At 43.5% G+C, this 25,131-nt stretch carries 23 protein-coding genes and 1 pseudogene; 17 read left to right on the forward strand and 7 right to left on the reverse strand.

The genetic code is table 11. The annotated features are described in order from the left end of the window. Positions 1 to 123: 123 nt before the first annotated feature. The gene (locus BDD39_RS02260) at positions 124 to 984 is read right to left on the reverse strand and encodes an RpnC/YadD family protein (RefSeq protein WP_166907770.1); all 861 of its coding nucleotides are present in this window, start codon (positions 982 to 984) and stop codon (positions 124 to 126) included. Positions 985 to 1,838: 854 nt separating this feature from the next. On the opposite strand from BDD39_RS02260, the pseudogene BDD39_RS16710 reads away from it, so the two are divergent. From BDD39_RS16710 to BDD39_RS02305, 9 genes and pseudogenes are all read left to right on the forward strand, one after another. After that, positions 1,839 to 2,135: pseudogene (locus tag BDD39_RS16710) on the forward strand (hypothetical protein); the annotation flags it as partial. 20 nt (positions 2,136 to 2,155) lie between these two features. After that, positions 2,156 to 2,782, forward strand: a complete 627-nt coding sequence (locus tag BDD39_RS02270; protein WP_243845965.1) for a membrane-associated sensor domain-containing protein — start codon at positions 2,156 to 2,158, stop codon at positions 2,780 to 2,782. 74 nt (positions 2,783 to 2,856) lie between these two features. Beyond that, positions 2,857 to 3,993: an IS110 family RNA-guided transposase gene (locus BDD39_RS02275; RefSeq protein WP_166907772.1), complete on the forward strand. Its 1,137-nt coding sequence runs from the start codon at positions 2,857 to 2,859 to the stop codon at positions 3,991 to 3,993. Between the two features lie 116 nt (positions 3,994 to 4,109). Beyond that, positions 4,110 to 6,227, forward strand: coding sequence for a bifunctional diguanylate cyclase/phosphodiesterase (locus BDD39_RS02280; protein WP_243845966.1), 2,118 nt, complete (start codon positions 4,110 to 4,112; stop codon positions 6,225 to 6,227). Positions 6,228 to 6,657: 430 nt separating this feature from the next. Next, complete coding sequence (locus tag BDD39_RS02285) at positions 6,658 to 7,023, forward strand: DUF488 domain-containing protein (protein WP_166912222.1); 366 nt, start codon at positions 6,658 to 6,660, stop codon at positions 7,021 to 7,023. A gap of 88 nt (positions 7,024 to 7,111) precedes the next feature. After that, positions 7,112 to 7,609, forward strand: a complete 498-nt coding sequence (locus tag BDD39_RS02290) for a macro domain-containing protein (protein WP_166907774.1) — start codon at positions 7,112 to 7,114, stop codon at positions 7,607 to 7,609. Positions 7,610 to 7,975: 366 nt separating this feature from the next. Further along, positions 7,976 to 8,131: a hypothetical protein gene (locus BDD39_RS02295; protein WP_166907776.1), complete on the forward strand. Its 156-nt coding sequence runs from the start codon at positions 7,976 to 7,978 to the stop codon at positions 8,129 to 8,131. A gap of 80 nt (positions 8,132 to 8,211) precedes the next feature. Beyond that, entirely contained in the window at positions 8,212 to 9,159 is a 948-nt protein-coding gene (locus BDD39_RS02300; RefSeq protein ID WP_166907778.1) for an MTP-1 family protein, read from the forward strand. An 8-nt stretch (positions 9,160 to 9,167) separates the two neighbouring features. Beyond that, positions 9,168 to 10,226 carry a BtaManbiosPhlase gene (locus BDD39_RS02305; RefSeq protein ID WP_166907780.1) on the forward strand — a complete coding sequence of 353 codons (1,059 nt, stop codon included), beginning with the start codon at positions 9,168 to 9,170 and terminating at the stop codon, positions 10,224 to 10,226. Positions 10,227 to 10,323: 97 nt separating this feature from the next. On the opposite strand, the gene BDD39_RS02310 is transcribed toward BDD39_RS02305, so the two are convergent. Beyond that, the gene (locus BDD39_RS02310) at positions 10,324 to 10,569 is read right to left on the reverse strand and encodes a hypothetical protein (RefSeq protein ID WP_166907782.1); all 246 of its coding nucleotides are present in this window, start codon (positions 10,567 to 10,569) and stop codon (positions 10,324 to 10,326) included. A gap of 5 nt (positions 10,570 to 10,574) precedes the next feature. Next, the gene (locus BDD39_RS02315) at positions 10,575 to 10,922 is read right to left on the reverse strand and encodes an ArsR/SmtB family transcription factor (RefSeq protein ID WP_166907784.1); all 348 of its coding nucleotides are present in this window, start codon (positions 10,920 to 10,922) and stop codon (positions 10,575 to 10,577) included. A 494-nt stretch (positions 10,923 to 11,416) separates the two neighbouring features. Here BDD39_RS02315 and BDD39_RS02320 point away from each other — a divergent pair, with 494 nt between their 5' ends. The 3 genes from BDD39_RS02320 (at position 11,417) to BDD39_RS02325 (ending at position 14,713) form a co-directional block, all read left to right on the forward strand. Beyond that, the gene (locus BDD39_RS02320) at positions 11,417 to 12,802 is read left to right on the forward strand and encodes a YecA family protein (RefSeq protein ID WP_166907786.1); all 1,386 of its coding nucleotides are present in this window, start codon (positions 11,417 to 11,419) and stop codon (positions 12,800 to 12,802) included. A gap of 22 nt (positions 12,803 to 12,824) precedes the next feature. Next, positions 12,825 to 12,968, forward strand: a complete 144-nt coding sequence (locus BDD39_RS16205) for a hypothetical protein (protein ID WP_208404320.1) — start codon at positions 12,825 to 12,827, stop codon at positions 12,966 to 12,968. A gap of 305 nt (positions 12,969 to 13,273) precedes the next feature. Continuing rightward, positions 13,274 to 14,713, forward strand: coding sequence for an N-acetylmuramoyl-L-alanine amidase family protein (locus BDD39_RS02325; RefSeq protein WP_166907788.1), 1,440 nt, complete (start codon positions 13,274 to 13,276; stop codon positions 14,711 to 14,713). A gap of 512 nt (positions 14,714 to 15,225) precedes the next feature. Here BDD39_RS02325 and BDD39_RS02330 read toward each other — a convergent pair. The 3 genes from BDD39_RS02330 to BDD39_RS16545 all read right to left on the reverse strand — a co-directional run bounded on the left by BDD39_RS02330 (position 15,226) and on the right by BDD39_RS16545 (position 16,585). Continuing rightward, positions 15,226 to 15,441, reverse strand: coding sequence for a DUF6366 family protein (locus tag BDD39_RS02330; protein ID WP_166907790.1), 216 nt, complete (start codon positions 15,439 to 15,441; stop codon positions 15,226 to 15,228). Between the two features lie 86 nt (positions 15,442 to 15,527). Beyond that, complete coding sequence (locus BDD39_RS16540) at positions 15,528 to 16,055, reverse strand: IS630 family transposase (protein ID WP_166907792.1); 528 nt, start codon at positions 16,053 to 16,055, stop codon at positions 15,528 to 15,530. Further along, a complete protein-coding gene (locus BDD39_RS16545; protein WP_166907794.1) occupies positions 16,055 to 16,585 on the reverse strand; it encodes an IS630 family transposase in 531 nt (176 codons plus the stop codon). The genes BDD39_RS16540 and BDD39_RS16545 overlap by 1 nt, the downstream gene beginning before the upstream one ends. 189 nt (positions 16,586 to 16,774) lie before the next feature. Between BDD39_RS16545 and BDD39_RS02345 the strand changes: the two genes are divergently transcribed. Further along, the gene (locus tag BDD39_RS02345) at positions 16,775 to 17,941 is read left to right on the forward strand and encodes an IS256 family transposase (RefSeq protein WP_166907797.1); all 1,167 of its coding nucleotides are present in this window, start codon (positions 16,775 to 16,777) and stop codon (positions 17,939 to 17,941) included. 327 nt (positions 17,942 to 18,268) lie between these two features. On the opposite strand, the gene BDD39_RS02350 is transcribed toward BDD39_RS02345, so the two are convergent. Further along, positions 18,269 to 19,927 (reverse strand): IS1634 family transposase, encoded by a 1,659-nt coding sequence (locus BDD39_RS02350; protein ID WP_015863777.1) that lies wholly within the window; start codon positions 19,925 to 19,927, stop codon positions 18,269 to 18,271. A 95-nt stretch (positions 19,928 to 20,022) separates the two neighbouring features. Here BDD39_RS02350 and BDD39_RS16645 point away from each other — a divergent pair, with 95 nt between their 5' ends. From BDD39_RS16645 to BDD39_RS02370, 4 genes are read left to right on the forward strand one after another with little or no spacing between them, the layout of a single operon-like run. After that, on the forward strand, positions 20,023 to 21,081 hold the full coding sequence (locus BDD39_RS16645) for an oligosaccharide flippase family protein (RefSeq protein WP_166907799.1): 1,059 nt from the start codon (positions 20,023 to 20,025) through the stop codon (positions 21,079 to 21,081). 10 nt (positions 21,082 to 21,091) lie between these two features. Next, positions 21,092 to 22,666: an asparagine synthase family protein gene (locus tag BDD39_RS02360; RefSeq protein ID WP_166907801.1), complete on the forward strand. Its 1,575-nt coding sequence runs from the start codon at positions 21,092 to 21,094 to the stop codon at positions 22,664 to 22,666. A gap of 4 nt (positions 22,667 to 22,670) precedes the next feature. Then, entirely contained in the window at positions 22,671 to 23,729 is a 1,059-nt protein-coding gene (wecB, locus tag BDD39_RS02365; RefSeq protein WP_166907803.1) for a non-hydrolyzing UDP-N-acetylglucosamine 2-epimerase, read from the forward strand. Between the two features lie 12 nt (positions 23,730 to 23,741). Next, positions 23,742 to 25,124, forward strand: a complete 1,383-nt coding sequence (locus tag BDD39_RS02370) for an O-antigen polymerase (RefSeq protein WP_166907805.1) — start codon at positions 23,742 to 23,744, stop codon at positions 25,122 to 25,124. Positions 25,125 to 25,131: the final 7 nt, after the last annotated feature.

The raw sequence follows: 25,131 nt of genomic DNA on the forward strand, positions 1-25,131 counted from the left end.
CCTCAGCGCCAAACAGCCTCGCCCAATCGAATGACGGAGAGAGCCTGTCGCCGCTGGCCGATGAAAAGAGCCGCCCCTGTTCGTTACGGCTCTTTGTTGGGGATGGTCGTGTCGCGCGACAGATTATTTGCCCATTTCTTTCGCTAAGTCTGCCACTTCAGCAACGGTTAATCCGGTCCGTTTCGCAATCTCATGAATAGGCAGGACATCTAGTAAGTTTTTTGCGATTTCAATTGCCTTCTGTTTTTCTGCTTCTTTCACTGCTTCTTCTTTTTCCTGTTCGAAAAGCCGAATGACCTTTGTCATTTTGATCCACTCCTTTACTTTTTTGACATATTCTTCGTCAATAAACTTATCGGTAGCGGTTAAGATGCCGGCGATGACGTGTAGTTGCGTTGGTTCGTCACGAATTTCTTTTGCGAGCTCGATCGTTTTTTCAATCATCGTTTGCCGGTCGAAACGACTATTCATAAGTGGAACGAGAATGAGTTTCATCGTTTCTTCCGCTGTTAACGGTTCGTTGTTGAGAATTTTTTCTTCGATGGCATGGAAAATCGCATCTCCGTTGTATTCGCAAAGCAATACGGCTTTCGAAGAAATCAACACATCTCCAGCGTGCAATTGTTCGTGAGCGCTTGTGACTTCGCTCGTATAAATGACAACGATATGAATAGGCCTGATTTGTTTCTGCTGTCTATAGTATGTGTGCAAAATTCGGTAAGCATAATCGAGGTACTTTAAATGGTTTTCAATAAATCGTTGGTTGCTTTCGTATTCAAGGAGAAGGATCGAATCGTCTTCGAGAAGAAACAAGGTGTCTGAACGCTTTTCATCCGCTCGTACAGCTGGATATTCATTAGGCAACAGTGTCTTAATTTTCGGCAGTCCATGTAGTCCGTACACATCGAGCGCTTGATTTTGGTACAATTCGCTTAACGACTTAAACAAAACGTCTTTCGCATGATACGATATACCACCTGCCATTTTTCTATCCTCACTTGTTTTTACTATTATTATACTCCCCCGTCTTAGTGCGTGTCATCTCTGTCATTTGAATATGAAAATGATGTGCAGCCTTTAGGTTTGGTGCCTGTCACTTGCCAGCCTGAAATTTTACTATCTTGGAAGCGGTTTAGACTGTTCCGTGAAAGAAGTCATTGAAACATATGAAGCAAAGCGTCATTGACACACTGACCGCCGCTGGGCGCCCCGGCGCGGCCTGTCGCATCATAAAAAAATTTACGAAGAACTTTGGTTGGAAAGCGGAATATTCGTTGGAACCAATCATCGAAAGCGTATATAGTATTAACGGAATTATTAGGATTTGCTTTAAGGGCATTGGAGGCAGTATGGAATATAGTAAGCAAGATACTACAATTTGTCCTGCGGCGGGTACTGTTATATTGGCATAAAGAACATGAGACGAAGCAAGATGCTTTATTTTTCTCCCCGCTTGATGAGGTAATCGGGTAAAAGGGCACATGGATCGTTGAGTTGTGGCCGTTTAGAATCATTCATTTGGTGAGTGAGTGCGTTGTTCATGTCAGTTGCGTTGCCAGTGAAATGAAAATGTGGATCGAATAATGATTTGTTAGGAAAGCTTCTCACCGCGAAACAGGGAGAAGCTTTTTTTGTGGATCGATTTTTTCGGCCGATGTTCACTCTATTAGGCTATTTAAATAAAAAATATATACCAAAAATTTTGCTAATACGACTAATTTCGACAAAATCCTCTGATTTCATTGGTTAAAATATACTTATTTGGATGGGAAAAATAGAAAATTAGGTGACAAAAGTATGAGTAGAAGTGAGGAACTTTTTCACAAGGCAGTTTTTAGGTTCGACAAACAGTCGGACAAGCAGGAATCCTATTCATCTCCCCCATCAACCGCTGCAATAGCGGGGAACGAAAAGATGCCTATGGCCGGGTTCTTCCTGGCTCGATGGTTGTGTTTGAACTTCGCCGCGAAATGGGAGGGGGATTTAAAGTAAAAGAGTGGAGGGGTGGAACAGCCGCGATGGTATGGATTTCATCGATTTTACTGCATGTGTGATGCTGTTTCCTTATACATAACTTTTACTCTAGTTTTGCAACACTATCTATATATAGTAAAATTGTCATAGTTAAATATTAAAAAGGGGAGGGGAGATAGCGATGACGAACAGTCCTGGCATGTTAAATCAGCAAGAGAAAAAAACGATAATGATTGCAGGCATTGCCACCTTATTTTTTTTGGCCACCATTTTGTTTCGTGATGAACTGTATTTTGTCGCCCAAGCAAAACAATATTTATCCATACACACCATCTTGGAATTCCTCAGCATCACCGTCTCGTTGTCCATCGCGATTCAAGGGTGGATGATTTTTCCGCAACATTTATCTAGATATCGCTTATGGTATTCGGGTGTATTTCTCATAGTCGGCATCATCGATTTATTGCACACGCTTTCATATAAAGGCATGCCTGGCTTAATCATTACTGAAAGTTCTGCGCAAAAAGCTACATGGTTTTGGATTGCCGCTAGATTAACGCAAGCGTGCATGCTGTTTCTAATCATATTTTTTCCAGATAAACAAGTACAAAGCAGACAAAAAACATCCATGAGTAAATTTTACTCCCCACCCAGGCATGAAAATCCATCTCTCCTTCCCATAATGAATGATGAACGCAAACAGTTTGAAAAGACGTGCTTTTTAATGGTGGTTCGACCCTGTACAAAAAACTGTTTGAGTCCATTTGGTGTTCCACCCATTGTGAGCCCTTTTCCTGTGAAAAGGTGACTACGAACAGAAAAATGCCTAACGTACAAGTGGACTCACTGTTTGCGAATTCATCAATGGAAGGAGTCAGGATCATGGATGTGCTTTATCATCGTTGCGCAGGGTTAGATATCCATGCCAAAACGATTGTCGTTTGTGCGCTTTGGGGAGAAGAAGACCACATTCAAAAGGAGATCGAGACGTTTTCGACGTTCACCAAAGACTTGTTTCGTCTCCTGAAATGGCTCGAGGATCGAAAAATCACTCATCTAGCGATGGAGAGCACGGGAGTTTACTGGAAACCGGTCTTTAACATTTTAGAAGACTACTTTGACATTACCTTGGCCAACGCTCAGCGTATCAAGAACGTCCCAGGGAGAAAAACGGATGTATCCGATGCGGAATGGATCGCTAAATTATTGCGTTATGGACTGATTGAAAAGAGTTTTGTGCCACCCGCGCCAATTCGGGAATTGCGGGACTTGACCCGTTTGCGCAAAAAGTGGGTGGGGCAATTGACCGCGGAAAAAAACCGAATCCATAAAGTATTAGAGTGTTCCAATATCAAGCTGGGTACGGTGATTTCCGACATCTTCGGAGTATCGGGCCGAAAACTCTTGAACCGTTTAATGGAGCAGGGGTATATCGAAGAAGCCGACATCGACGCTTGCCTTCACGGGAGAATGAAAGGGAAAAAGCAACAAATTCAGGAATCGCTCTTTGGGACATTAACCGAACATGAGTTATTCATGATTCGCCAATCGTGGAAGCATATCGAGTATTTGGAAAGCTTGATTCAGGAGATGGACCAACGCATCGACCATCTCTTACAGCCGTATCAACAGGAAATGGATCTTCTGATGACGATCCCTGGAGTGAAAAAGGAAACCGCCGCCGTCATCATCGCCGAAATCGGAGTGGATATGGGACAGTTCCCGACGCCGCAGCGCCTCGCTTCTTGGGCTGGAGTGGCCCCGGGAAATCACGAAAGCGCTGGAAAACGCAAAAGTACACGAACGGTAAAGGGCAATCCACATATTAAATCCGCGTTATGCGAGGCGGCATGGGCGTTATCCCGATGCAGGAATCAACCGTTGGCGGCGAAATTTTGGTCATTGGCGGCTCGCCGGGGAAAGAAAAAAGCACTCGTTGCGATCGCGCACCGAATGCTTGTCACCATTTACTGCATGCTTTCCCGAAAAGAACCGTTTCGAGGACCACAAGTAAGTTAGTATAGCCAAAATGAATACAGAATATACGAGATGCCTAAAAATAAGGCACCTCTGCTTTCCTGTTGTCTTTTTTGGCCATTTGTAGTGTACCCAAACTGATCACAGGATATACAGAGTTGACCGGGTTTTATGGATTTTCACAGAAAAAGACGGTGTTTATTTTTTCTCTTCTCTATGTATTTGTTATTTCTTATATTATCGTTCGCTATGAACAAAAACTTCCGCTTCTCGTTATCGATGGGAAAGGCACAACGAATTTAAAAAATTTCTTAGAATATATTGTTATCCTTTTTTATGCTTTCACCGCTTTTATGACGTTGCTTTCTTACAAAAAACAGCCCAAAAAATCCTATCTTGACCTCATATTGGCGTTTGTATTTTTAGTTTTAAGCGAACTTTTGTTTACATTGTATAAAAACGTGTACGACGTACAAAATTTTTTAGGTCATTTGTACAAAGGAATCAGTTACATTTATTTTATGAAAGGAATATACATTGCTACGATTAAAGAACCATACGATGCCCGGAAAAAGGCAGAGGAAGAATTGAAAAAACGAGAGAAACATCTAAAAACGATCACCTCGTCATTAGGTGAGGGGGTCATCGTATTAGACAAAGACAAAAAAATAACTTTTATGAACCAAGAAGCGGAACGTTTACTCGGTTATCAAAAAAACGAATTGTTAGGAAAAGCATTGTTCCAAAAAATTCATTGCGGCAATGAAAATCAATGCGCTTCTCTTTGTGAATGCCCGATCTATCAGACGATGGAATTAAAAAAAGCATATCGCGTAGAAGAGGATTTTTGTGTTCGAAAAGATGGGACGCTGTTGCCAATTGCTTATGTCTCTACGCCGATGATCGACGATAACGGAGAAATAATCGGCTCTGTCGTTGTCTTTCGTGATATTACTGAGCGAAAAAAATACAATGAAAAAATTAAGTATCAAGCCTACCATGATGCATTAACTGATTTGCCAAATCGCCGCTACTTGATTGAGAAGCTAAAGAACGAACTGAAAAGGGCAGAAAAACATAACAGCCAAATCGCTATACTGTACTTGGATTTAGACAACTTTAAAAACATTAATGATTCATTTGGCCATGTCATGGGAGATTTATTATTAAAAAACGTGGCGCAACGCTTGACAATGATTCATCCTGATTGCTTTATCGCCCGTTTGGGAGGAGACGAATTTGCCGTTCTTTTATCCGGAAATGATCTCAATGTCGAGGAAATAGCCTGCAAAACCATTCAAATATTAACCCAGCCGATTAAGCTTGAAAATAAAGAAGTCTTTATTACGACAAGCATAGGTATCAGCGTGTATCCAAAAGACGGGGATGACGAAATGACCTTAATCCAACACGCCGATATGGCAATGTATGATGCGAAAAAGAAAGGAAAAAACCAATTTTCATTCTATACGACCAAACTAGAACAACAGAGAACAAGAAAATCAAAAATTGAACAGCTGCTTCGTACCGCATTAGAAAACGAAGAGATTTCTTTATGTTATCAGCCGATCGTTGACACGGTTTCCAAACGGATTATCGGCTTAGAAGCTTTCGTTCGTTGGCACCATCCAGAGATCGGGGAGATTCCGGCCAATGAATTTATCGCGGTTGCAGAAGAAAACGGTCTCATTGTATCGCTTGGCAAGCATATATTAATAACCGCTCTTCAAGATTTAAAACATTTGCACGAAATCGGATTTGATCATTTGTACGTCAGCGTGAACCTTTCCTTACGGCAATTACGGCATCATGACTTTGCCGCGTTGATCAGTCAATTATTACAAAAGAATAAATTACAAGCAAACTATTTAGAACTAGAAATTACGGAAAATATTGCCCTATGCGACGAAAAACACGTCATCCATAGCATTCAGAAATTAAAAGATATAGGTGTCCGCATCGCGATTGATGATTTTGGAATCGGCCGTTCCTCCATCGGATATTTACGAACCTTTTCCGTTGACACATTGAAAATTGATAAATCATTCATTTTCGATGTAACAACCAATCCAAATACCGCTCATTTGACGTCTGCGCTGATCACGTTCGCGCATAACTTAAACTTGCAAGTGGTTGCCGAGGGAGTAGAAACAGCAGAACAGTTAGGCTTCTTAGAGCAGCACCATTGCGATAAAATCCAAGGCTATTTATTTAGCCCTCCTGTTTCGTTTGAACAACTCGTTTCGCTTCTTCATAACAGTTCATCACGATGTTGAGCTAAAATGAAGACTGCTTTTAGTTGAGATTTTTCCATCTAAAAGCAGCCTTTTTTATATCTTAACTTCTTTCTTTAATTGATTCAATCAGTTTTGATATAGAGGATAACCAACGACAGTTATTAATGTGGTCCATAATCGTGTCATTATCTATTTTTTCATTTCGTCTTTCGCATGATACGATATACCACCTGCCATTTTTCCATCCTCACTTGTTTTTACTATTATATTCCCCCGTCTTAGTGCGTGTCATCTCTGTCATTTGAATATGAAAATGATGTGCAGCCTTTAGGTTTGGTGCCTGTCACTTGTCAGCCAGATTAAAAATACCGGAGTGCGACCCGGCAAAACAGAGAGATTGCTTCCCTTTTTGTTTTGGGAAAGATGCGCTATGATAATTTTAAGAGGGTTTCAAGAGGGAGTGGGTGGAATGGCCGGAGATTATTTTTTAAAAAGAATTTATGAACCGTATGATTCAGCAGATGGAAAACGAATTTTAATCGATCGGATTTGGCCGAGAGGCATCTCTAAAACGGAAGCAAAAATTGATCTGTGGATGAAAGAGATTGCCCCAAGCCCCGAACTTAGAAAATGGTTTGATCATAAAAGAGAGCGGTTTCAAGAATTTTCAAAGCGTTATGTGACGGAGCTTGAAACGGAGGAACAAAAACAAATGCTTGTCAGGGAACTGATTGCGATGGCAAAAAAAGAAAAAGTAACCCTCCTTTACGGGGCTAAGGATCAAGAATGCAATCATGCCGTTGTGTTACGAAACTTTTTAATAGGCGAACGCTAGAAAAGGCCTTCTCCCTGCCGGATAAGGGGAGAGGTCTAGATGGGCTCGGCGCCTGTCACCACTGATGACATAGGAGGAGGGAATCGTTATGATCAAAGCCGTGCGTGGAGACATTACCAAGCTTCAAGATGTTTCGTACATTTGCAACGCGGCAAACGGAATCGGTCCGATGGGAGGGGGAGTGGCGGCCGCGATTCGCAAAGCCGGCGGCAAAGAGATTGAGACGGAAGCGATCAAAGTTTGCCAGGAGCAAAATCCGATGCCAGGCGACCTTTATGTCACCCATGCGGGAACCCTTCCGTTTCAACGCATTATTCATCTAGTGACGATGAAAGAGCCAGCAGGGGCGACTTCTTATGACATTGTCAAAACATGCTTAAACAATTTAGTCGCTTACTGTCAAAAACATGGAATTGACAAGGTGGCCCTTCCAGCGTTGGGAACAGGGGTAGGAAATTTGGATAAAGCAAAAGTCGCCGCCATCTTCAAAGAAGTGTTGGAACCGGTGAAAGATATTGAATTTATCGTTGTTGATATTGACGAAGAATTTATCGCCTTATTCACTGGAAGCGGCAATGTTGACTAAAAGGAGCCGAGCATCTTCTTTGGTGCTCGGCTCCTTTGATATGTTTATTCGCGCTTGTTCGGAGCTAAGGCGGTGGATTCCCGCTTGATCAGTTTCGTTGAAAGAAGAATTTCTTGAAAGTCGATGGCATATTTCCTGACAATCCATATCATATTATAATGAAAAAACGAACAAGTTCATCTGTATGACAAAGATCAGAAAAGATGTGATCAGGGGCATTGCGTCCATAGTGCGGCGTTACCCTGACCGATTTTTGACGGGAGAAGTTGGCTCCGAAGACTTATCCGTTCTTCGGAGATATCCTTCATTTAGGAAGCATTTCGGTTAAGAAAGACATATCGTGCTTTCTATTTAGGGAGATATTGGATGCTTGAAAAGGATGGGGAAGTCATCTACTATATTTGGTACAAGGATCAGGAAGAAAAATTGGTGGTGTTAAATTTCAGCGGGCAGGAGGCTGTCTGGGGATGTAAAAAGGATTTGGCTCCACCTTCTCGCCTTTTGGCATCTAGTCAATGTTAGAACATTCTTTTAATGGAACAGATCACTTTGCAACCGTATGAGGCGTTCATCATATAGATTTAGGGAGGATTTTGGTTTTTATGTTATTTAGGACACCTACGATCAAGACATGCGAGGCGTTATTGGAAGAGTTCCGATATGCGGCGCAGCCGTTTGAGGCGGAAAAATTAGTGTTCACGGGCGTAGGGGAAAGAGATGTGTATAATATTTCCGCGCCGTTTGAAGATGAGGGAGAGATGGTCATTGCCGGCCGAGTAGAGTCGAGAGATAGCGAGCAATCGGAAGTATATTTCTTTGTCCATCGGGATGGAAAATGGACGCCAAGGGAAGGTGCGCCTGTTTTTGCCCTGCAGGATCCGTTTGTTTCGAAAATTCATGGCGATTTAGTTTTCGGTGGGGTGGAAACTTTCTCCCATCCAAGCATCGAGAACACTTTAGGCTGGAGAACGGTTTTTTACAAAGGGAAGAATATTGCTAGTTTAGCAGAGTTTGCGAAAGGCCCGGATGGAATGAAAGATATTCGCTTAGTCGAGCTGAAAGACGGGTCGATTGGCGTGTTTACGCGCCCGCAAGGAGAAAAAGGAGGACGTGGGAAAATTGGATTTACCCGCATCACGTCACTGGACGATTTGACGATGGAGGTCATCGAAGGCGCTCCGCTCTTGGATAATCAGTTCATCGATGAGGAATGGGGCGGGGTCAATGAACCGCACTTGCTTTCTAACGGTCTTGTCGGTGTTCTCGGGCATATTGCCCGTTTCGATAAGGATGGAAACCGCCATTATTATCCGATGGTGTTTGTGTTGAATCCGGATACGATGGAAATTTCGAATATCGAGTTGATCGCGACGCGTTCGCATTTCCTCGAAGGTCCCGCAAAGCGGCCAGACCTTGTCGATGTCGTATTTAGCGGCGGGTTAATTCGAAAAGAGGATGGAACGGCGGAGCTTTATGCGGGAATTAGCGATGCGGAAGCACAAAAAATTACCGTTGTCGACCCATTCATAAAATACGAAAGGCAGGGATAGAGATAGGCATGCACGTTTATCGGTATGAAGAAAATCCGCTCATTACGCCGGAAGATGTTCCGCCCTATCATGAAGGGTTTGAAGTAATCGGAACATTTAATGCAGGAGTAACGAAGTTTCGAGACGAGATTATTTTGTTGCTTCGCGTGGCGGAACGGCCGGTGTCGCATGATGAGAATATCGTACAAGCGCCTGTTTTTAATCCCGATACAGGATTAGTAGAAATATACGAATTTCGAAAAGATGATCCAAGATATGATTTTTCCGACCCGCGAGTGATTCAGAACGCTTCGACAGGGCAGTTTGCTTACTTAACGTCCTTGTCTTATTTGCGCATTGCCCGCAGCAAGGATGGAAGACATTTTACGGTAGAGGATAAACCGTTTGTCTATCCATCTAATAAACTCGAAGTATTCGGAATAGAAGACCCGCGCATTACGTTGATTGACGACACGTATTATATTTACTTCAGCGCGGTTTCTCCGAACGGGGTAGGAGAAGCGATGGTATCGACAAAAGATTTTCAGCAAGTCACGCATCATGGGATGATTTTTGCGCCAGAGAATAAAGATGTGTTGATTTTTCCGGAAAAAATCAATGGAAAATACTATGCATTGCATCGCCCGGTACCGAAGAGCAATGGTGCACCAGAAATATGGATCGCCGAGTCGGATAACTTGCTGTATTGGGGGAACCATCAGTTTTTGCTAGGATTGCGGGAAGATAAGTGGGACAGTGGCCGCATCGGCGGCGGAGCGGTTCCGATTAAAACCGATCGGGGCTGGCTTGAATTGTATCACGGCGCTTCGAAAGATAACCGTTACTGTATGGGAGCGGTTTTACTCGATTTGCATGACCCGACCAAAGTGATCGCCCGTTCGGAACAGCCGATTTTAGAGCCGGAAGCAGATTATGAAACGAACGGATTTTTCGGCAATGTCGTGTTTTCATGCGGGGCAATTGTCGAAGGAGATATGGTGAAAATGTACTATGGGGTAGCGGACACTTCCATGGCTTGCGCGGAACTTCGTTTAAGCGAAATTTTGAATTCCCTTACTTACTATTAAAGGTTGTTGCCAAAACTAGGGTTCCCCCTGGTTTTGGCATTTCTTATAGATGGTTCTTAAAATATAAAGTGATTGGTTCAAACGCTTTGCTCTGCCCTTATTCTACCTCTCGAAGTATTTTTTCAACATTTTTCATTCGGTTATTCAGATCTTGAAGTTCTTGGAGAATTTGCTTTTGATGTTCGCTTGTGTTTCGTTGTAAAGCAAGCAATTCTTCGGACATTTTTTGATAAGCTTGTTCTTTCCCTGCTTGTATTTTGATCTGCCATGTTTTGATCAAATAGACGATAATGATTACTGCTAATGTCATTACCGTTAAACCATAAAATATATCCGTATGCATCGTGTTCATTCTCCTTTCTTCTTAATCGTCAGTGTGCTGACCGATTTTGCAATCAATTCTTTCGTTAAACGAATATCAAAGGGCTTCAATTCATAATATTTCATGGATTTGCCGTCCTCCGACAGCTCTAATTCACTCGTTACCACCCCTGCTGCCTCTAGTTTCTGTAAATGCATATAAAGTAAGGGCCGGCTCATCTGGACGGCTCTTGCTAATTGGCTCACATACTGCCTCTCTTTCGCCAATATGGAAATAATCTTTAAGCGATGAGGGTTCGACAGAGCTTCTAATATAGCAAGCAATTCATCTCCAGACAATTCATCTCCAGAAAAGCTCGAATTTTTATTGACCATCTCTATGTCTCTCCCTTTTGATTCCGCATCTTACAAAATCTTTTTCACTGCTATAACCCCCGTTTTAAGTTTCAAGTGTTTTTTTTACGGTACTCAGCACCCTCCTTTCATTTTGGGACATTTAATAGTTAAAAATTTGATAACACGTGTAATAAATATTTTACATGTAAGAATAATATTACACATGTTCATTTTTGTCAACATCATAAGCCTGCCGACTTTGTCGACAAGCTGCAATATCCGTATTGAAATGGATATAACGTGTTTCGGTGCGATTTATAGGACATGGGATTGGCTTGTATCACTGGTGCAAAAAGGAAAAGCCAAGCCGCGATGTTCGTGCCCACTCTCATTTTTGCTTGAGGACAAACAGGAGCGAGACCGCAAGAAATCGATACGGTGTGACTTCATTTTCTATGCTATAGAACAATTGGTGTTTATGGTACAATTAAGAAAATAACGGCATGGCCGAATTTGTAAAGAAGGTGAAACTATTGGCAACGATTTCGCGGAATGCTCCGTGCCCGTGCGGGAGCGGCAGAAAGTATAAGCATTGCTGCGGCAAGGAAAAAACCGTTTCGCTGCAGTCGGTTTTGGAACGGGAGTTAGGGGAATGTATGCGCGATGTATTGGCGTATGCAACAGACCGTTATGAAGATGAGATCGTTCCGTTTCTCGAAGAGCGGCAGACGGAAGGGCTACCGGAAACGCTGGCGATCGGAATCGAACTGTTTGTCACCAACTGGGCGATTTTCTGCCTACCGCTAGAAAGCGAAGACACAACGATTTTTGCCTCTTATTTGCAAGACCGTCGCAGTGCGCGCTGGCGTCCGTCGGTGCGGACGCAAATTGAGTCGTGGCAAGGCGCGGTGCCGTCGTTCGACGAACTCATCGGCCGCGATGGGGAACGGAATTTATTCGTCCGGGATGTGCTGACCGGGGAAGAAAAGCAGGTCCATATTTTCGAGGCCGATAAAGTGCCGGAGATGGAAGAAGGGGATATCCTTATCGGTTTATTAGTGCCATATGGACAAGCGTATACGTATTTCACAACGCTGCTTGTGTTTCCGCACGCTGGTGCCGGACGGTTGATCGCTACACTGCGCCAGGAGCAGGAGCAGCACGGGGAAACCGATGGCCGCGCGTTTTTGCGCCACGCTTTTCCAGAAGCGATGGATCTTGCGGTGAGCCAGCTTATTTGGGAGTTCGTGCGGCAAATGGAATGGGAAAAGCCGGAGTACGAGGCGGTGATGCAGGAGCTAAGGAGCCGTTTCCCGAATGACCAGGAGGAGGCGCTAGTGCGGGCGCATGTCATCTGGCGCGCGTATTGCAATAAGGAGCATCCGCGTATCGGCCATCCAGCAGTATATGCGGCCGCCCTCCATTATTTCGTCTGCGCCATAGCGGGCGGGGAAGAGTTGGAGGAAGAGGAGGTCGCCTTCTTATACGAAGTGCCGCTTGACAAGATGTCCGCCAGAGTGGACGATCTGATGCTCTTTTCTTTCGACAGCATGATCGATGATGACGACGAATGGGACGATAAAGATTTGGATTTTCTTGATAATGACGACTGGGAGCTGGTTGATGACGAGGATGATTCTGCTAATGATTATTGGGACCTTTCCGATGAGGACGGGTGGCTCTTTGATGACGATATGGAAGAGGACGAAATCGACTTATTGTTTGACGAGCTGATGGCGAAAATGGAGGAGCTGCTCGAGCGGGAAGGCTGGGATGAGAAAAAGGTGATGAAATTAACCGAAAACCTCGTGGCCGAATGGGTCGATGCAGGGGAGATCGATGAAGCTGATGCCGAGCTAGTCTGTGAGGCGATGCAAGCGCTGGCGCTCGAGGTGATACGGGCGCAACACAAAGGCTAGCCGCGGCCGAAATCGAGAGCGCATGGACGATGGAAAAGCGATGTTTGACAGGATAGCGCGGCAGACGAAAGGGCTGCCGAGACGTTATGATGAAAAAGGGAATGGCTATGTGTTGGCCAGGAAGGAACAGCTAGAAAGGTTGCTGAAATTTGTAACTGAATTATAAACAAAGGAAAAGGGATATCCCAAAAAAGGGACGTCCCTTTATTTTTTTTAGATGTATGGCTGCGTTCGTGAAATCAATCAAATTACTAAAAATGTGTGAAAGTCCATTTCGTGTCGCTTTTTGGCGATAACGGCGGGCCCGCCACTAAAGCGAAAAGAAACGGCTTTGGCGGCGCGAGAAGCGCTTCTTCTGTACAAGAGGGAGCGCTATTTCTGTCGATAGGTTTTCCGGACGCATAGACAGGAAAACAGTTTGCCCCCTCGAACTATTTAGTAGAAACATAGACGAGCTGGAGGGGATCGTTGTTGCGTTTACGGCGGATAAGATTGCTATTATTTTTGTTTTGCCTCGCTATGATGGCGGGGTTGGCGCTGCCGGCGCTCGCGGCAAAAGATGAGAGACAGACGGTAGTCGTGACAGAAAAGGAAGTGAACGTTCGCCAAGGTCCGGGAACGCCCTATCGCGTTATCATGAAGGTTGACCAAGGAGAAACGTATCGTGTCGTTGAGGAAAAAGATGGATGGGTGAAAGTACAGGTAAAGCCAAATCAAGCAGGATGGGTAGCAAAACCATATATAGCTTATGTCCGCAAGCAGGCTGTAGTGGCAGAGGATGGGCTGCGGGCGCGGACTGCCCCAAGCCTTAGTGGAGATGTTATTGGCCGTCTTTCTCAAAGCCAGCTTGTTTATGTGGTAGAAACCGAGGATGACTGGGTGAAAGTCGTCACCTCTTCGCTTATTGGCTGGGTTTCCTCTTCTTATCTTTCCTCGTATCAGCACCAAGAAACAACAACGAAAACTGGCTGGATCACGGCAGATTCGCTCAATGTTCGGGCGCAGCCGTCACTTGCGGCGGAACCGGTTGGAAAAGTGGCTTACGGTGAGCAAGTCGCCATTACAGCGGAACAAGGAAAATGGTATCAAATTCGGACGGACGACGGCAAGGTCGGCTGGGTGGCGAGCGAATACATTTCTACCGCTTCGAAGACGGCGTCTTCTTTTGTGACCGTATTGTATCCTAATGTAAACATCCGTGCGCTTCCGTCCCTCGAAAGCCCTGTCCAGGCGATAGCGCAAAACGGTGAGCGCTACCGCGTGCTTGGGAAAATCGGCAATTGGTATGAAATTGAACTGCCAAGCGGGACGACAGGCTATATTGCCGGCTGGCTTGTTTCCGCTAGTACGGGGGATCAACGCGACTCGAAAACATTGGAAGGAAAAACGATCGTGATCGATGCGGGCCACGGCGGCAAAGACAGCGGCACGATCAGCAAAACAGGATTGATGGAAAAGACGTTGACATTAAGAACGGCGCAGCTATTAAAGGAAAAGCTCGAACCATACGGAGCGAATGTCGTGTTGACGCGCACCGACGACCGTTACCTCACCTTGCAAGAGCGGGTGGAAACGGCGTACCGCTATCACGCCGATGCGTTTATCAGCATTCACTACAACAGCGCAAAAGACCCGAACGTGGCGGGAACGACGATCTATTATTACGATCTGTTTTCTGATTACTTGTTTGCCTGTTCGTTTCGTGAGCCGTTTTCGCACATGATGGCGATTCCGTTCCGCGGCATCAGCTTCGGGGACTATTACGTCATTCGCGAAAACAAACTGCCGTCGGTGCTGATGGAGCTTGGATATTTAAGCAATCCGACCGAGGCAAGCATCATTGCCACCGATTCCTACCAGCAGCAAGTCACCGATGCGATTGTGAATGGGGTTCGGAATTATTTTGAATAACGAACGAAAAGAGCAGTGGGTGTGGTTGGTTACGTCAGAACGGTAAATGAGCAAAAAATTCGCTTACTCGTACGCATTGTTTATTGTGTTGTTTTTCCACAGCCTGTTTTATTATTTAAAAGCGAAGAGACAGAATGCGGTAATATCGTGGGAAAAGACAATTCGATTTTAATTTTTCTAACTAAATTGATTGATAGAAAGGAAAATCAAATATATAGGCAAAGTGATGTCTGGTAATCGGAATTATTTTGAATAGCACACGCGATGCGTGAAGCGGCTTGCTTCGGAGTGTTGCAGCGGCAGGGATATCCTCACGGCCCCTTTTTCCGAATTCATAGAGCAAGTAAGCAAGATAAGCGTACCACTGACGGTGCGCTTTTTTATTTTGGCTGTTTAAAAAAGAATTTAGCATTTGACAAACGAGTAGAACAGAACAAATGCTTATTTCAGTGTATCAGAAATCGAATAATACAACAGTTGAAATGTTAAGAAGTGCATAAAAAGAGGTCTCCTTACTTTAAGAATATCGATGCAACTATAAAACCTATTATGATTACAAGAATAAGTATTCCAGTGCCTTTCCAACCTAAGCTACCTACTAAATCAGCAAGGTTTCCATTTTCAGCCCTATTAAACGCATCGTTCATATTTCCAGTTGGATTTCTTTTTAATTCTTCTTGCCTTAGTCTTTCTCTTCTTCTTTCAGGAGTTTCTTTATCTTTACTCATTACCACACCCCCATTTTCTATAATTCTAACACCAATCTTCTTTAAACAAATCTATATACATGCAACATGAAGAGTTAACTTCTCAGTCATCCTGCACACCCTAAGCGCTGCAGCACTTCCTCCGGACGTTCGTGGATGTAGTTGACAAACCGAGTAATGGCTTGAATGATATCGTTGCGATCCTTGTGAAATACATTGGCAATCACCGTATCTTTCAGCCATTTCCATAAGCGTTCGATCGGGTTCAGCTGTGGCGAATAGGGAGGAAGGTAAATAAAGTGAAAACACTGCCCTTCTTCCTGCAAAAACTCCTTGACCATTTTGGCATGGTGAATGCGGGCGTTATCCAACACCAAGACCATGAGACGGTCCGGATAGCGCTCTTTGAGCATTCTCAAGAAATCCAAGAACGTCGCGGCATTGGCAGCGGTCGTTTGATGAAGCACCGTTTCGCCATCGTGGATGTTGACCGCGCCAAACAGCGATACGTGGGCATGATGGCCGAACGTCGGCACTTGTTTTTGGCGGCCGACTTCCGACCATGTGGACCGCAAGACATGGTAAGAGCGGATATGTGTTTCATCAAGGTACAACAAGACCGAATCAGGATCCATTAAGTTTTTTTTATGAAGTCGATCTGTTTCTCAAAATTCTTTTGTCGATCCGGATCGCCTTTCGCCAATGTGTAGGTCGGCCGTGTCCACGACAGCCCTTTGCGGTGCAGGAGTTTTCGCAACGCTTCGCGGGAAATGGAAACACCGAAGTGCTTTTCGACATAGGATTGCAGGAGTTTGGTGTTCCACGCCGAAGCGACGTCCCAGCCCAGTTCCGCGGGAGTGGTGGTCAACACAAGCTGTTTGATCTCTTCCTGCTGTTCTTCGGTGAGAAACGGCTCCCGCCCGGGGGCGAAATCCCGATGAAGCAAGAGCTCCAGACCGCCTTCGTTGAACAGCGACACATAATGGGAAACGGTTTGTCGGCACACGTTGACCATGGAGGCCACCTCTTTGCCCAAATAGCCTTCCATGACCAGGCGAACCGCCATCACCCGTTGGCGAAGAAGGGTGTTTTTGATTTTCCGTTCCTGTTTGCGAAGTGTCCGAGGTGTCCATCCGTGATCGTTGGTGATTTTGAGACGTTTCATGCAGAATTCCGCTCCTTTTCCATTCTTTTCCTTAGGAGCAGTATAACCGGAGTGGGCACCACTTATACGAAGGTTAACTTTTCGATGATGTATAAAATTTTGTGTAAAGCATTTTACTAGATCAAAATAAAAAAGGTAGGGTATTCTCTGATTGAACCCAAACATTCCAGAGAAAGGAGAACCCTACCTATGTCTAAAAGTATACCGAATGTCGACTGGGCAAATCAACTGGAAAGTGTCATTCGTCAGTTTGTAAAGGAAAAATTAGAACTGATCATGCGGGAAGAAATCAAGAATTTCCTCGAAATAGAACAGGCCGGAACATCAAATATGAGAAACGGCTACTATCAACGAAATCTAGATACGCAATATGGCCGGATTGAAGGTCTTTTGGTCCCTAGAGACCGAAACGGAGAATTTCAAACACAGTTGTTTGCCCCTTACCAACGGCACACCGGCTGGCTGGAGGAAGCAATCATTAGGATGTACCAAAGTGGCATGAGTACACGGGAAATTGGCAAGTTTATCGAACGAATTCTAGGAAGCACCTATTCTCCTGCGACGATCAGCCGTATTACCGATGTCGTGAAGGAAGACATCGAGAAATGGCACACTCGTCCACTGCACAAGCGTTATTCCGTCTTATATTTGGATGGTTTATACGTAAAACTTCGTCGCGAAACCGTGGAGAAAGAAGTCATTTATGTGGTGTTAGGGGTGAACGAAGAAGGATATCGCGAAATTCTTGATTTCTTTGTGGGAGGACAAGAAAGCGCCTATGTATGGCAGGAAATTCTTCAACACCTCTACCAAAGAGGCGCCAAGGAAGTGCTTCTGGGCATATTCGATGGACTACCAGGGTTGGAGGAAGCCTTTAAGGCGGTTTATCCGAAAGCCGATGTGCAGCGTTGTGTCGTTCACAAAGTCCGTAACACGCTCCATCGTGTTCGGAAAAAAGACCAATTTGAAGTGGCCGAGGATCTCAGGCTGATTTATCGCGCGCCGAATAAGGAGATGGCGTTACAGATGTTTCAACAGTTTGAGTCGAAATGGTCAAGCAAGTATCCGAGAGAAGTTCAATCTTGGGCCAATGAGTTGGATGTCCTCCTTACATTTATGGATTATCCAAGCAGTATTCGAAGTGTGATTTACACGACGAATGCCATTGAACGAACGATCAAGGAGATTCGGAAACGTCTAAAGCCGATGAACAGTTTGAATAGTTTAGAAGCCGCTGAAAAAATCGTATATTTGACCATTCAAGATTTTAATGAGAAATGGGCAGGGCGAAAGTTGCGAGGATTTGCCGAAGCACAGGAAGCCCTCGAGCGAATGTTTGAAGAACGTTATCATTAACCAAATACTGTAAATAAACAAAATAGGGGGATTCTCCCTTTCCACACAGGAGACTGAATATTCAGTCTCCTGTGTGGAGGAAACTAGTTCCCTATTCATTCCAAATCCATTTCAGAGAAACCCTACCCCCATTATATTACACAAAATTCTTGACGGTACCAACTTTTCAATGAGCATATATATATCTTTATGTTTATATCTCACATTTCGCACCCTAACAAGGTCAAAACAAAGGATTTTTTATTTAGTTTTTCAGAATAACTTTTTGACCAACACAACGAGCGATGGCAATCCTTTTTTTACCATCGCTGGTCGTTCCGTATCACGTTACACGTAGATGCTCTCATCCATGCCCAATCCCTGCAGAATCCTTCGCTGATCAGGGGTAAGGGAGCGATCCAGTGAGCGTTGGATGCGCCCATCCGGCAGCTTGAACAGGACGACGTTCACATATTGAAACAGCTGAAAAATCGCCTGTCCCGTCGGCCGGGTCAGCTTGCGGCCTCCAGGACCCTTCAACGGGTGTTCTGGAGTAATAAACTGACGCACTCGGCGCTGAAAAACGCGGTAAATAGCCAAGGCCAACAGAAACAAATAGCCTAATACTGCGACCCGTTCTGGTTTTTTGACGTAAATCTCATCCGTGAAAAACGGATCTTTCAAAAAAGCGAAGTTCATTTCCACCGAGATCTGCCCTTTATACAGCTTCAAGATCTCTTGGGCATCCATGGGTTGGCCCTTCCATTCCTTCGGAACGGTCGTGACAAGGACAAACCGGGACGCTTTCCGTCTCGCCTGTTCCCACGCGTCTTGGTCGAATTCGACGTCAAGGTGCAAGAAATACAGCGTCTCCACCTCGGGTTCCGCCCCTTTTTTCGGCCGTCCGCGCCGTTTTTTCAGGCGTACGATCTCTTCGACCGCGGCCTCAACCCGATGAAACCGGGGGCGAAGGGACGCCTTGAGGGACGCCAAGGCTTGTTCGGCATCTTCCCGGCAGGAGAAGGGGTGACGCTCCCAACGGGCTTGTTCCTCGCGAAGAAGCTCCGCTTCTTTGGTTCGTTCTTTTTCAAGCGTCTTTCCTTTTCGCTGGTCGAGCGCGCTCGATTCAACAACGATCAGCCGAACGGGGTGGCCTTCATACGTCGAGGCCGTTTCCCATACCCGGTACGTGGCGCCGTTTCTCTCCGCCAACGTAAAGGGATCGCTCCACGTCGTGTCCTCAGCATCCGCTTCGGCCAGCGCGGTTTTCACGATCCGGAGCGACGAAGGGCCTCTGGTGATCAAAAAGGCGTTGGCCGCTTTGGTTTGCGCCAGGGTCTCTTTCGTCATCGCGGCGGAATCGGCCACGTAAATCCATTCGTCTTCGATTTTGGCCTGCTTCAGCTGTTCATGGACACGAGACAGCACCTCGGGATTCCATGTTTTATCGGGCAGGTTGCCATCGTGCACATCGCCGTAAAACGGGATGCCGTCCTCGTTGCCGACCAGTCCGAAACCGATCTGTTTTTGCCAACGATGATGGCGGTTGTAGCCATGTGTGATTTGTAAGGCCTCTAACGAGGCCGATTCATACGCGCCGTAAACGGTCTTGTCCGTCGTATCGGCGTGGAAGGCTCGGAGGGAAAGGCCTTCTTTTCGATAAATATGAATCAAGCAAGTGCTGATGACGTTGTGAATGCCAGCCTCATACAGGCGATCGAGATGACGGGCCAACGCATCGTCGTTCAACCAGGAAGGATGGAGATCGGGACGGATGAGTTTCTCACAATCGACCTCCTGAGCCCAATGTTCCAAGTGAACAAGGGCTTGCCGGCCGTCAAACACATTGTAGAGGATGGCCTGAACGGCATCGCTGACTCGCGTTTGGCACTGCGGATCGACGGGCACGAGATGGTCAATCAATTGAGGCAGACCCAGTTTCTTGAATAGGGCACTTATTATATTCAAATAAGAATTGCGATAGACCTTTTTGACTTGAACGTTCATAAGTGAAAAACTCCTTTACGTTCCTTGTGTGTCAAGGATTCATTCGACATCGGAACGAAAAAATCCTCCCGATTTTCGTCGAGAGGGTGCGAAATGTGAGTTGGAGCATGTTTACCTTGCTGTTTGATACAGTAACTACACTTGTTTTAACTGTTTTGCGTTATGAATTTAAGACAGTGAAAGTAGTTACTCTTACATTAGCAAAAATGCTGCTGACTGCCGTTTTATCTTATCTGTTTCTTCGCTTTTTAGATCCGTCTATTAAAGGAATTCTTATCTCAAGATGGGTTGCTGCCGTTATTATTTCTGTATTTATACTGAGGGAAACGGTTAAGTTCATCAAGTTTACATTTGATAAGGAAATTATTAAAGAAATTTTGGTATATGCGGCGCCATCCGTTCCTGCTTCCATTGCTTTTTGGGTTATTGTTAACTCCAACAGCATGTTTTTGCAAAAATTTACTTCATCGTGGGAAGTGGGTATTTACGGTGCGGCAACGAGGTTTGCATCACTAATTACTCTGTTAACAAGCGGTGTCCAAATGGCTTGGAGACCATATTCCATGTCGATGAAAGATAAGCCAAACAGTAAAGATATTTTTGCCAAAATTTTTATGGCGATTTGGCTTTTAGGAATGATCGGTGTTTTAATCGTTGCAACAATTATGCCGAAAGTTATTTTGCTTTTACATAAAAATTATTATGATGCCTATGAATATGTCGCTCCAATTTCAGCCGTTACATTCTTAAATTTCTTTTATATGATTGTTTCTGTAGGAATTTTTATTAAGAAAGAAACAAAATATATTTCATACGCTTTTGGGATTGCGGCAGTATTAGATGTGATTTTAAACTTGACTCTTATACCGCTATTTTCCATTTGGGGAAGTGTAGCAGCATATTTAATTTCTTATGTCGTTGCTTTTGTTTATATATTTTTTAAAAGCCAAAAAATATACTATGTGCCAGTTTCTTTTGGGAAAATGTCGACGCTGTTTGTCACGATGCTAATAGCGGTTTTCTTGATTATTTATATTCAGGAACATCATTTCTCTTGGTTGTATATTGCGGCAATTTGGCTAGGTTACTTAGGAACCATAGGCGTGTGCAGAGTGGATAAAGACTTTAAAAAGGCAATCACACAAACAAATTAGGGTGATTATATTGAAACCTGTTCATGTAAATATAAAAAACTCATCTGTTTGGAAAAAATACGAGTTGGCCGAAGCAGAACTTTATTTTGCGGGTTATTGTTATTACAACGGAAAGAGATTGGACAATATTAACGAATTATTTAATGGATTTGAACCAAGGCAACTGGAAGCATTAACAGGAGATTTTGCATTTATTTACTTAAAGGATTCTGAAGCAATCGCCGCAGTAGATAGAAAAAGAAGTATTCCTATTTTTTATTATTATGATCAGGCGAATGAACAATGGATTTTTACAGATAAAATATCGGAGCCTTTGTCTCCTTTAGATGATACTTCCATTGTGGAAATGCTTTTAACCGGTTATGTGGCAAATGAAAGAACATTGCTTCGAGGAGTTTATCAAATCGAAGCTGGCCAACTTGTACAAGTGAAAAATAAAAATTTAAAAAAGGAACGATATTTTTCCTTTTTCCATAGCCCAGTTAACATAGATCTACAAACGGCATCCGAAGAGTTACAGCAAGTTTTTCAAAGTGTATTCTCAAGATTATATGAACGGGTCAAAAATAAGAATATTGTAATCCCTTTAAGTGGAGGATATGATTCTCGAATTATTGCCTTAATGCTTAAGGAATTTGGGCTTGAAAATATTCAAGCATTTACTTACGGAAATATCAATAATCCTGAAGCTCAAGTAAGTAAAAGCATTGCTGAAAGACTTGGTTTGAAATGGACGATATATCCGTATACACGAGAAGCATGGAAGGCATGGTATAGCTCAGAAGAGTGGGAAGACTATGTGAAATATGCCGCGAATTATGCGGCGATTCCTCATTTACAAGATTGGCCTGCGGTTAAACAATTCATTTTACAAAACGAACATGATTTTTCAGTGTTTATTCCGGGACATTCAGGAGATTTTATAGCTGGGAGCCATCTTTCTTATGAGTTAACATTGGACAAAAAATATGAGTTAAAGGACATCACTCAAGAAGTTATGAAAAAACATCATCGTTTGTGGATGACAGATGATGAGAAAGCGCTAAATTCCGTGAAGGAAGAAATCGTTGCTGCGATTAAGGACTTTCCTTACGAGACGAAAGAAGAAGCTAGTGCATTATTTGAATATTGGGATTGGAAGGAACGTCAAGGAAAATTTATTATCAATTCAGTGAGAGTGTATGAATACTATGGACAATCTTGGGAAATCCCTCTTTGGGATGATGAGATCGTTCAATTTTTCCTTAAGATTCCTGTTCATCTTCGTTATAAAAAATATTTGTATAATTACACGCTTTATAAAATGTTCCCTGATTACTTTCATGAGCCGAAAATGCCTGGGCATCAAAACGTGTCCTTAAAGCAGAAATACGGTATCCTTTATCCTTTTTTGAAAAAAATATATAATAAGAAAAGGGTTTTGTTGCAATATTATCAAGACCCGATGGAGTGGTTTGGAATCCAAGGCAACTATCTAAATTATTTAAAGAATTTATCCTTTAAAGTTAATGGTACTCACTACTATAATCCATACAATATTAATTCTTTTTTGGTAAAAGACTATATCAAAAATGTAAAGGGTTGATAGTATGAAAATCGCAACAATCTTAGGGGCAAGACCACAGTTTATTAAAGCGGCTCCAGTGTCGCGCGTATTGAGACGAAAACATACGGAGATTATTATTCATACTGGACAACATTATGATGCGAATATGTCTGATATTTTCTTTGAAGAGTTAAATATACCGAAGCCGGATTATCACCTTGGCGTCGGTTCTGGCAGTCACGGAAAGCAAACGGGAGAAATGTTAATCAAAATTGAAGAAATCTTGTTAAAAGAAAAGCCAGATTATGTGCTCGTGTATGGCGACACGAACTCAACGCTTGCCGGCGCGCTCGTGGCGGCAAAGCTGCATATTCCAGTCATTCACGTTGAAGCGGGATTACGCAGCTTTAACAAAAAAATGCCAGAAGAAATTAATCGTATTATGACGGACCACGTTTCTGAGTTTTTATTCTGCCCGACGGATACGGCCGTTGAAAACTTGAAAAAGGAAAACATCACGCGAAATGTCATCAATATTGGCGATGTGATGTATGACGCGGTGTTGTACAATAAAGAGCTGGCTAAACAAAAATCAACGATTCTCTCAGATCTTGGCTTAGAGTCAAAGCAATACCATCTTATTACGATTCATCGCGCCGAAAATACGGATGATGTCCAAAACATGAAAAATATTTTAGAAGCGTTTGCGCAAATTGAAGAGATGAAAGTCTGGCCAATTCATCCGCGTACGAAAAATAAGTTGGCGGCATACGGTTTAAGCGTGGAAAACATTCCAAACTTAAAAGTGATTGAACCTGTCGGATATCTTGACATGTTGACGCTTGAAAGCAACGCGAAGAAGATTATTACGGATTCAGGCGGTGTTCAAAAAGAAGCATACTTTATGCAAGTACCATGTGTTACGGTTCGCGAACAAACCGAGTGGGTGGAAACGCTTGAGACAGAAGCAAATATTCTTGTCGGTACGGATGTAGAAAAAATTGTTGCAGCGGTCAAGAAGGAAGTACATCCTGTGTACTCTAACGTATTTGGTGACGGCAAAGCCGCTGAGAAAATCGTTGAGGCTATTGAACGCGCATAAGGGTGTAGTCCGATGTTATATGTGTTAATCTGGATTATTGTACTGTTGATATCGACGGCATTGTTTCGTTATGTTTCAGGAAGCCTTTCGATTGTCCAACCGAATCTTGTTTCCATTGTCTATTACTATTCATTGCTTGTCTCTAGCTTTATTGGTTCACTGTTTATTGTGTTGGGCATTGATGATTATTATATGACGAAGAAACTATTTAGGCCAGAAGAATATCGTGTGATTGGCTTTGCCGTTGTTTGTTTTGTGATGGTTTTCTTGCCGCTTTCGATGCTGTTGGTTTCCAGGTTATGCGGGTTTGAGGCAAAAAAGGAATTTCACCGTTATTTAGAAAGCCCGATTAAGCACATCACCGCTAATCGTAATGAGTTTTTTTATTTGTTTTTACTTCTTTCAGGCGTAAGCTTATTGGCGATTGTCTATACTATCTGGAAAACGCCTCATGTTCCGATTTTTGCATTATTAAAAGGGCATGGACATACCAGTTTAGCGGAATTGCGCATTGAAGCATCTCGCTATTTTAAGGGAAATGTACTGTTTCGTAATATTTTTGCGATTTCGTTAACTCCTCTTTTATCAATAATTGCTTATATTTTTACTGTATTGACGAATGAAGCGCGCTGGAAATTATTGTTTCTCGTGCTGTTTGCCGCAGCGGTGTTTATTAATATATATGATTTGGCAAAATCGCCTATTTTTTTCTACTTGATTATGTTTTTGCTTGTGCGTATTTACATCGGAAAAACGAGATTGTCTTCTGCCAAAGTATTAATATATGGACTGGCAGGAAGTATTTTGTTAATTGGAATGTATGTCGTCATTCAAGGTGTTAATGACGTAGGGGCATTTCTGTCATACAATAAAGGACCGCTTGGACGGATCCTTTTTGCCCAAATTACCCCAACCTTTTTGCATTTGAATTTATTTGGCGAAGCGCTTCCGTTTCTGCATGGAAGAAGTCTGCCTACGTTCATTACGGGCTTATTTGATTTAGAGAATATTCGTTCTGCGCGGATGGTAATGGCCCATGTATTTCCAGAGCGGATCGAGGATGGAACAGGCGGCGTGTTAAATACGCTCTTTGTCGCGGAAGCATATGCCAATTTTGGTTACTTAGGCATTATCATCGGCACGTTTTATGTGGGAATGATCATTCAACTTCTCTATATTTGCTTTATTCGTTTACCAAAAAATCCAGTTTTCCTTAGCTTGTTCGTCTATTTTTCAGTGAATATTCCGCGCACGATTGTCGGAGGTTTTACCGATTTTCTATTCAACCCAATTTGGATATTGCTTATGGTGTTGTTTGGCGGAATGGTATTATTCTTGCGCGTAAAAGGGGATTTCATGTCATTCATACGAAAGCGCGGCATACTTAAAAATTAAATGCTCA

This window comes from Saccharococcus thermophilus (genome assembly GCF_011761475.1).
GTDB classification, from domain to species: domain Bacteria; phylum Bacillota; class Bacilli; order Bacillales; family Anoxybacillaceae; genus Saccharococcus; species Saccharococcus thermophilus.

What these genes read in the sequence shown, in the direction of transcription:
- BDD39_RS02300 (WP_166907778.1), top strand. Translation starts at nt 8,212, where the DNA reads ATGTTATTTAGGACACCTACGATCAAGACATGCGAGGCGTTATTGGAA.
- BDD39_RS02275 (WP_166907772.1), top strand. Translation starts at nt 2,857, where the DNA reads ATGGATGTGCTTTATCATCGTTGCGCAGGGTTAGATATCCATGCCAAA.
- BDD39_RS02315 (WP_166907784.1), bottom strand. Translation starts at nt 10,922, where the DNA reads ATGGTCAATAAAAATTCGAGCTTTTCTGGAGATGAATTGTCTGGAGAT.
- BDD39_RS02295 (WP_166907776.1), top strand. Translation starts at nt 7,976, where the DNA reads ATGCTTGAAAAGGATGGGGAAGTCATCTACTATATTTGGTACAAGGAT.
- BDD39_RS16540 (WP_166907792.1), bottom strand. Translation starts at nt 16,055, where the DNA reads ATGGATCCTGATTCGGTCTTGTTGTACCTTGATGAAACACATATCCGC.
- BDD39_RS02305 (WP_166907780.1), top strand. Translation starts at nt 9,168, where the DNA reads ATGCACGTTTATCGGTATGAAGAAAATCCGCTCATTACGCCGGAAGAT.
- BDD39_RS02310 (WP_166907782.1), bottom strand. Translation starts at nt 10,569, where the DNA reads ATGCATACGGATATATTTTATGGTTTAACGGTAATGACATTAGCAGTA.
- BDD39_RS02345 (WP_166907797.1), top strand. Translation starts at nt 16,775, where the DNA reads ATGTCTAAAAGTATACCGAATGTCGACTGGGCAAATCAACTGGAAAGT.
- BDD39_RS02330 (WP_166907790.1), bottom strand. Translation starts at nt 15,441, where the DNA reads ATGAGTAAAGATAAAGAAACTCCTGAAAGAAGAAGAGAAAGACTAAGG.
- BDD39_RS02370 (WP_166907805.1), top strand. Translation starts at nt 23,742, where the DNA reads ATGTTATATGTGTTAATCTGGATTATTGTACTGTTGATATCGACGGCA.
- BDD39_RS02260 (WP_166907770.1), bottom strand. Translation starts at nt 984, where the DNA reads ATGGCAGGTGGTATATCGTATCATGCGAAAGACGTTTTGTTTAAGTCG.
- BDD39_RS02290 (WP_166907774.1), top strand. Translation starts at nt 7,112, where the DNA reads ATGATCAAAGCCGTGCGTGGAGACATTACCAAGCTTCAAGATGTTTCG.
- BDD39_RS02270 (WP_243845965.1), top strand. Translation starts at nt 2,156, where the DNA reads ATGACGAACAGTCCTGGCATGTTAAATCAGCAAGAGAAAAAAACGATA.
- BDD39_RS16205 (WP_208404320.1), top strand. Translation starts at nt 12,825, where the DNA reads ATGGACGATGGAAAAGCGATGTTTGACAGGATAGCGCGGCAGACGAAA.
- BDD39_RS16545 (WP_166907794.1), bottom strand. Translation starts at nt 16,585, where the DNA reads ATGAAACGTCTCAAAATCACCAACGATCACGGATGGACACCTCGGACA.
- BDD39_RS02285 (WP_166912222.1), top strand. Translation starts at nt 6,658, where the DNA reads ATGGCCGGAGATTATTTTTTAAAAAGAATTTATGAACCGTATGATTCA.
- BDD39_RS02350 (WP_015863777.1), bottom strand. Translation starts at nt 19,927, where the DNA reads ATGAACGTTCAAGTCAAAAAGGTCTATCGCAATTCTTATTTGAATATA.
- wecB (WP_166907803.1), top strand. Translation starts at nt 22,671, where the DNA reads ATGAAAATCGCAACAATCTTAGGGGCAAGACCACAGTTTATTAAAGCG.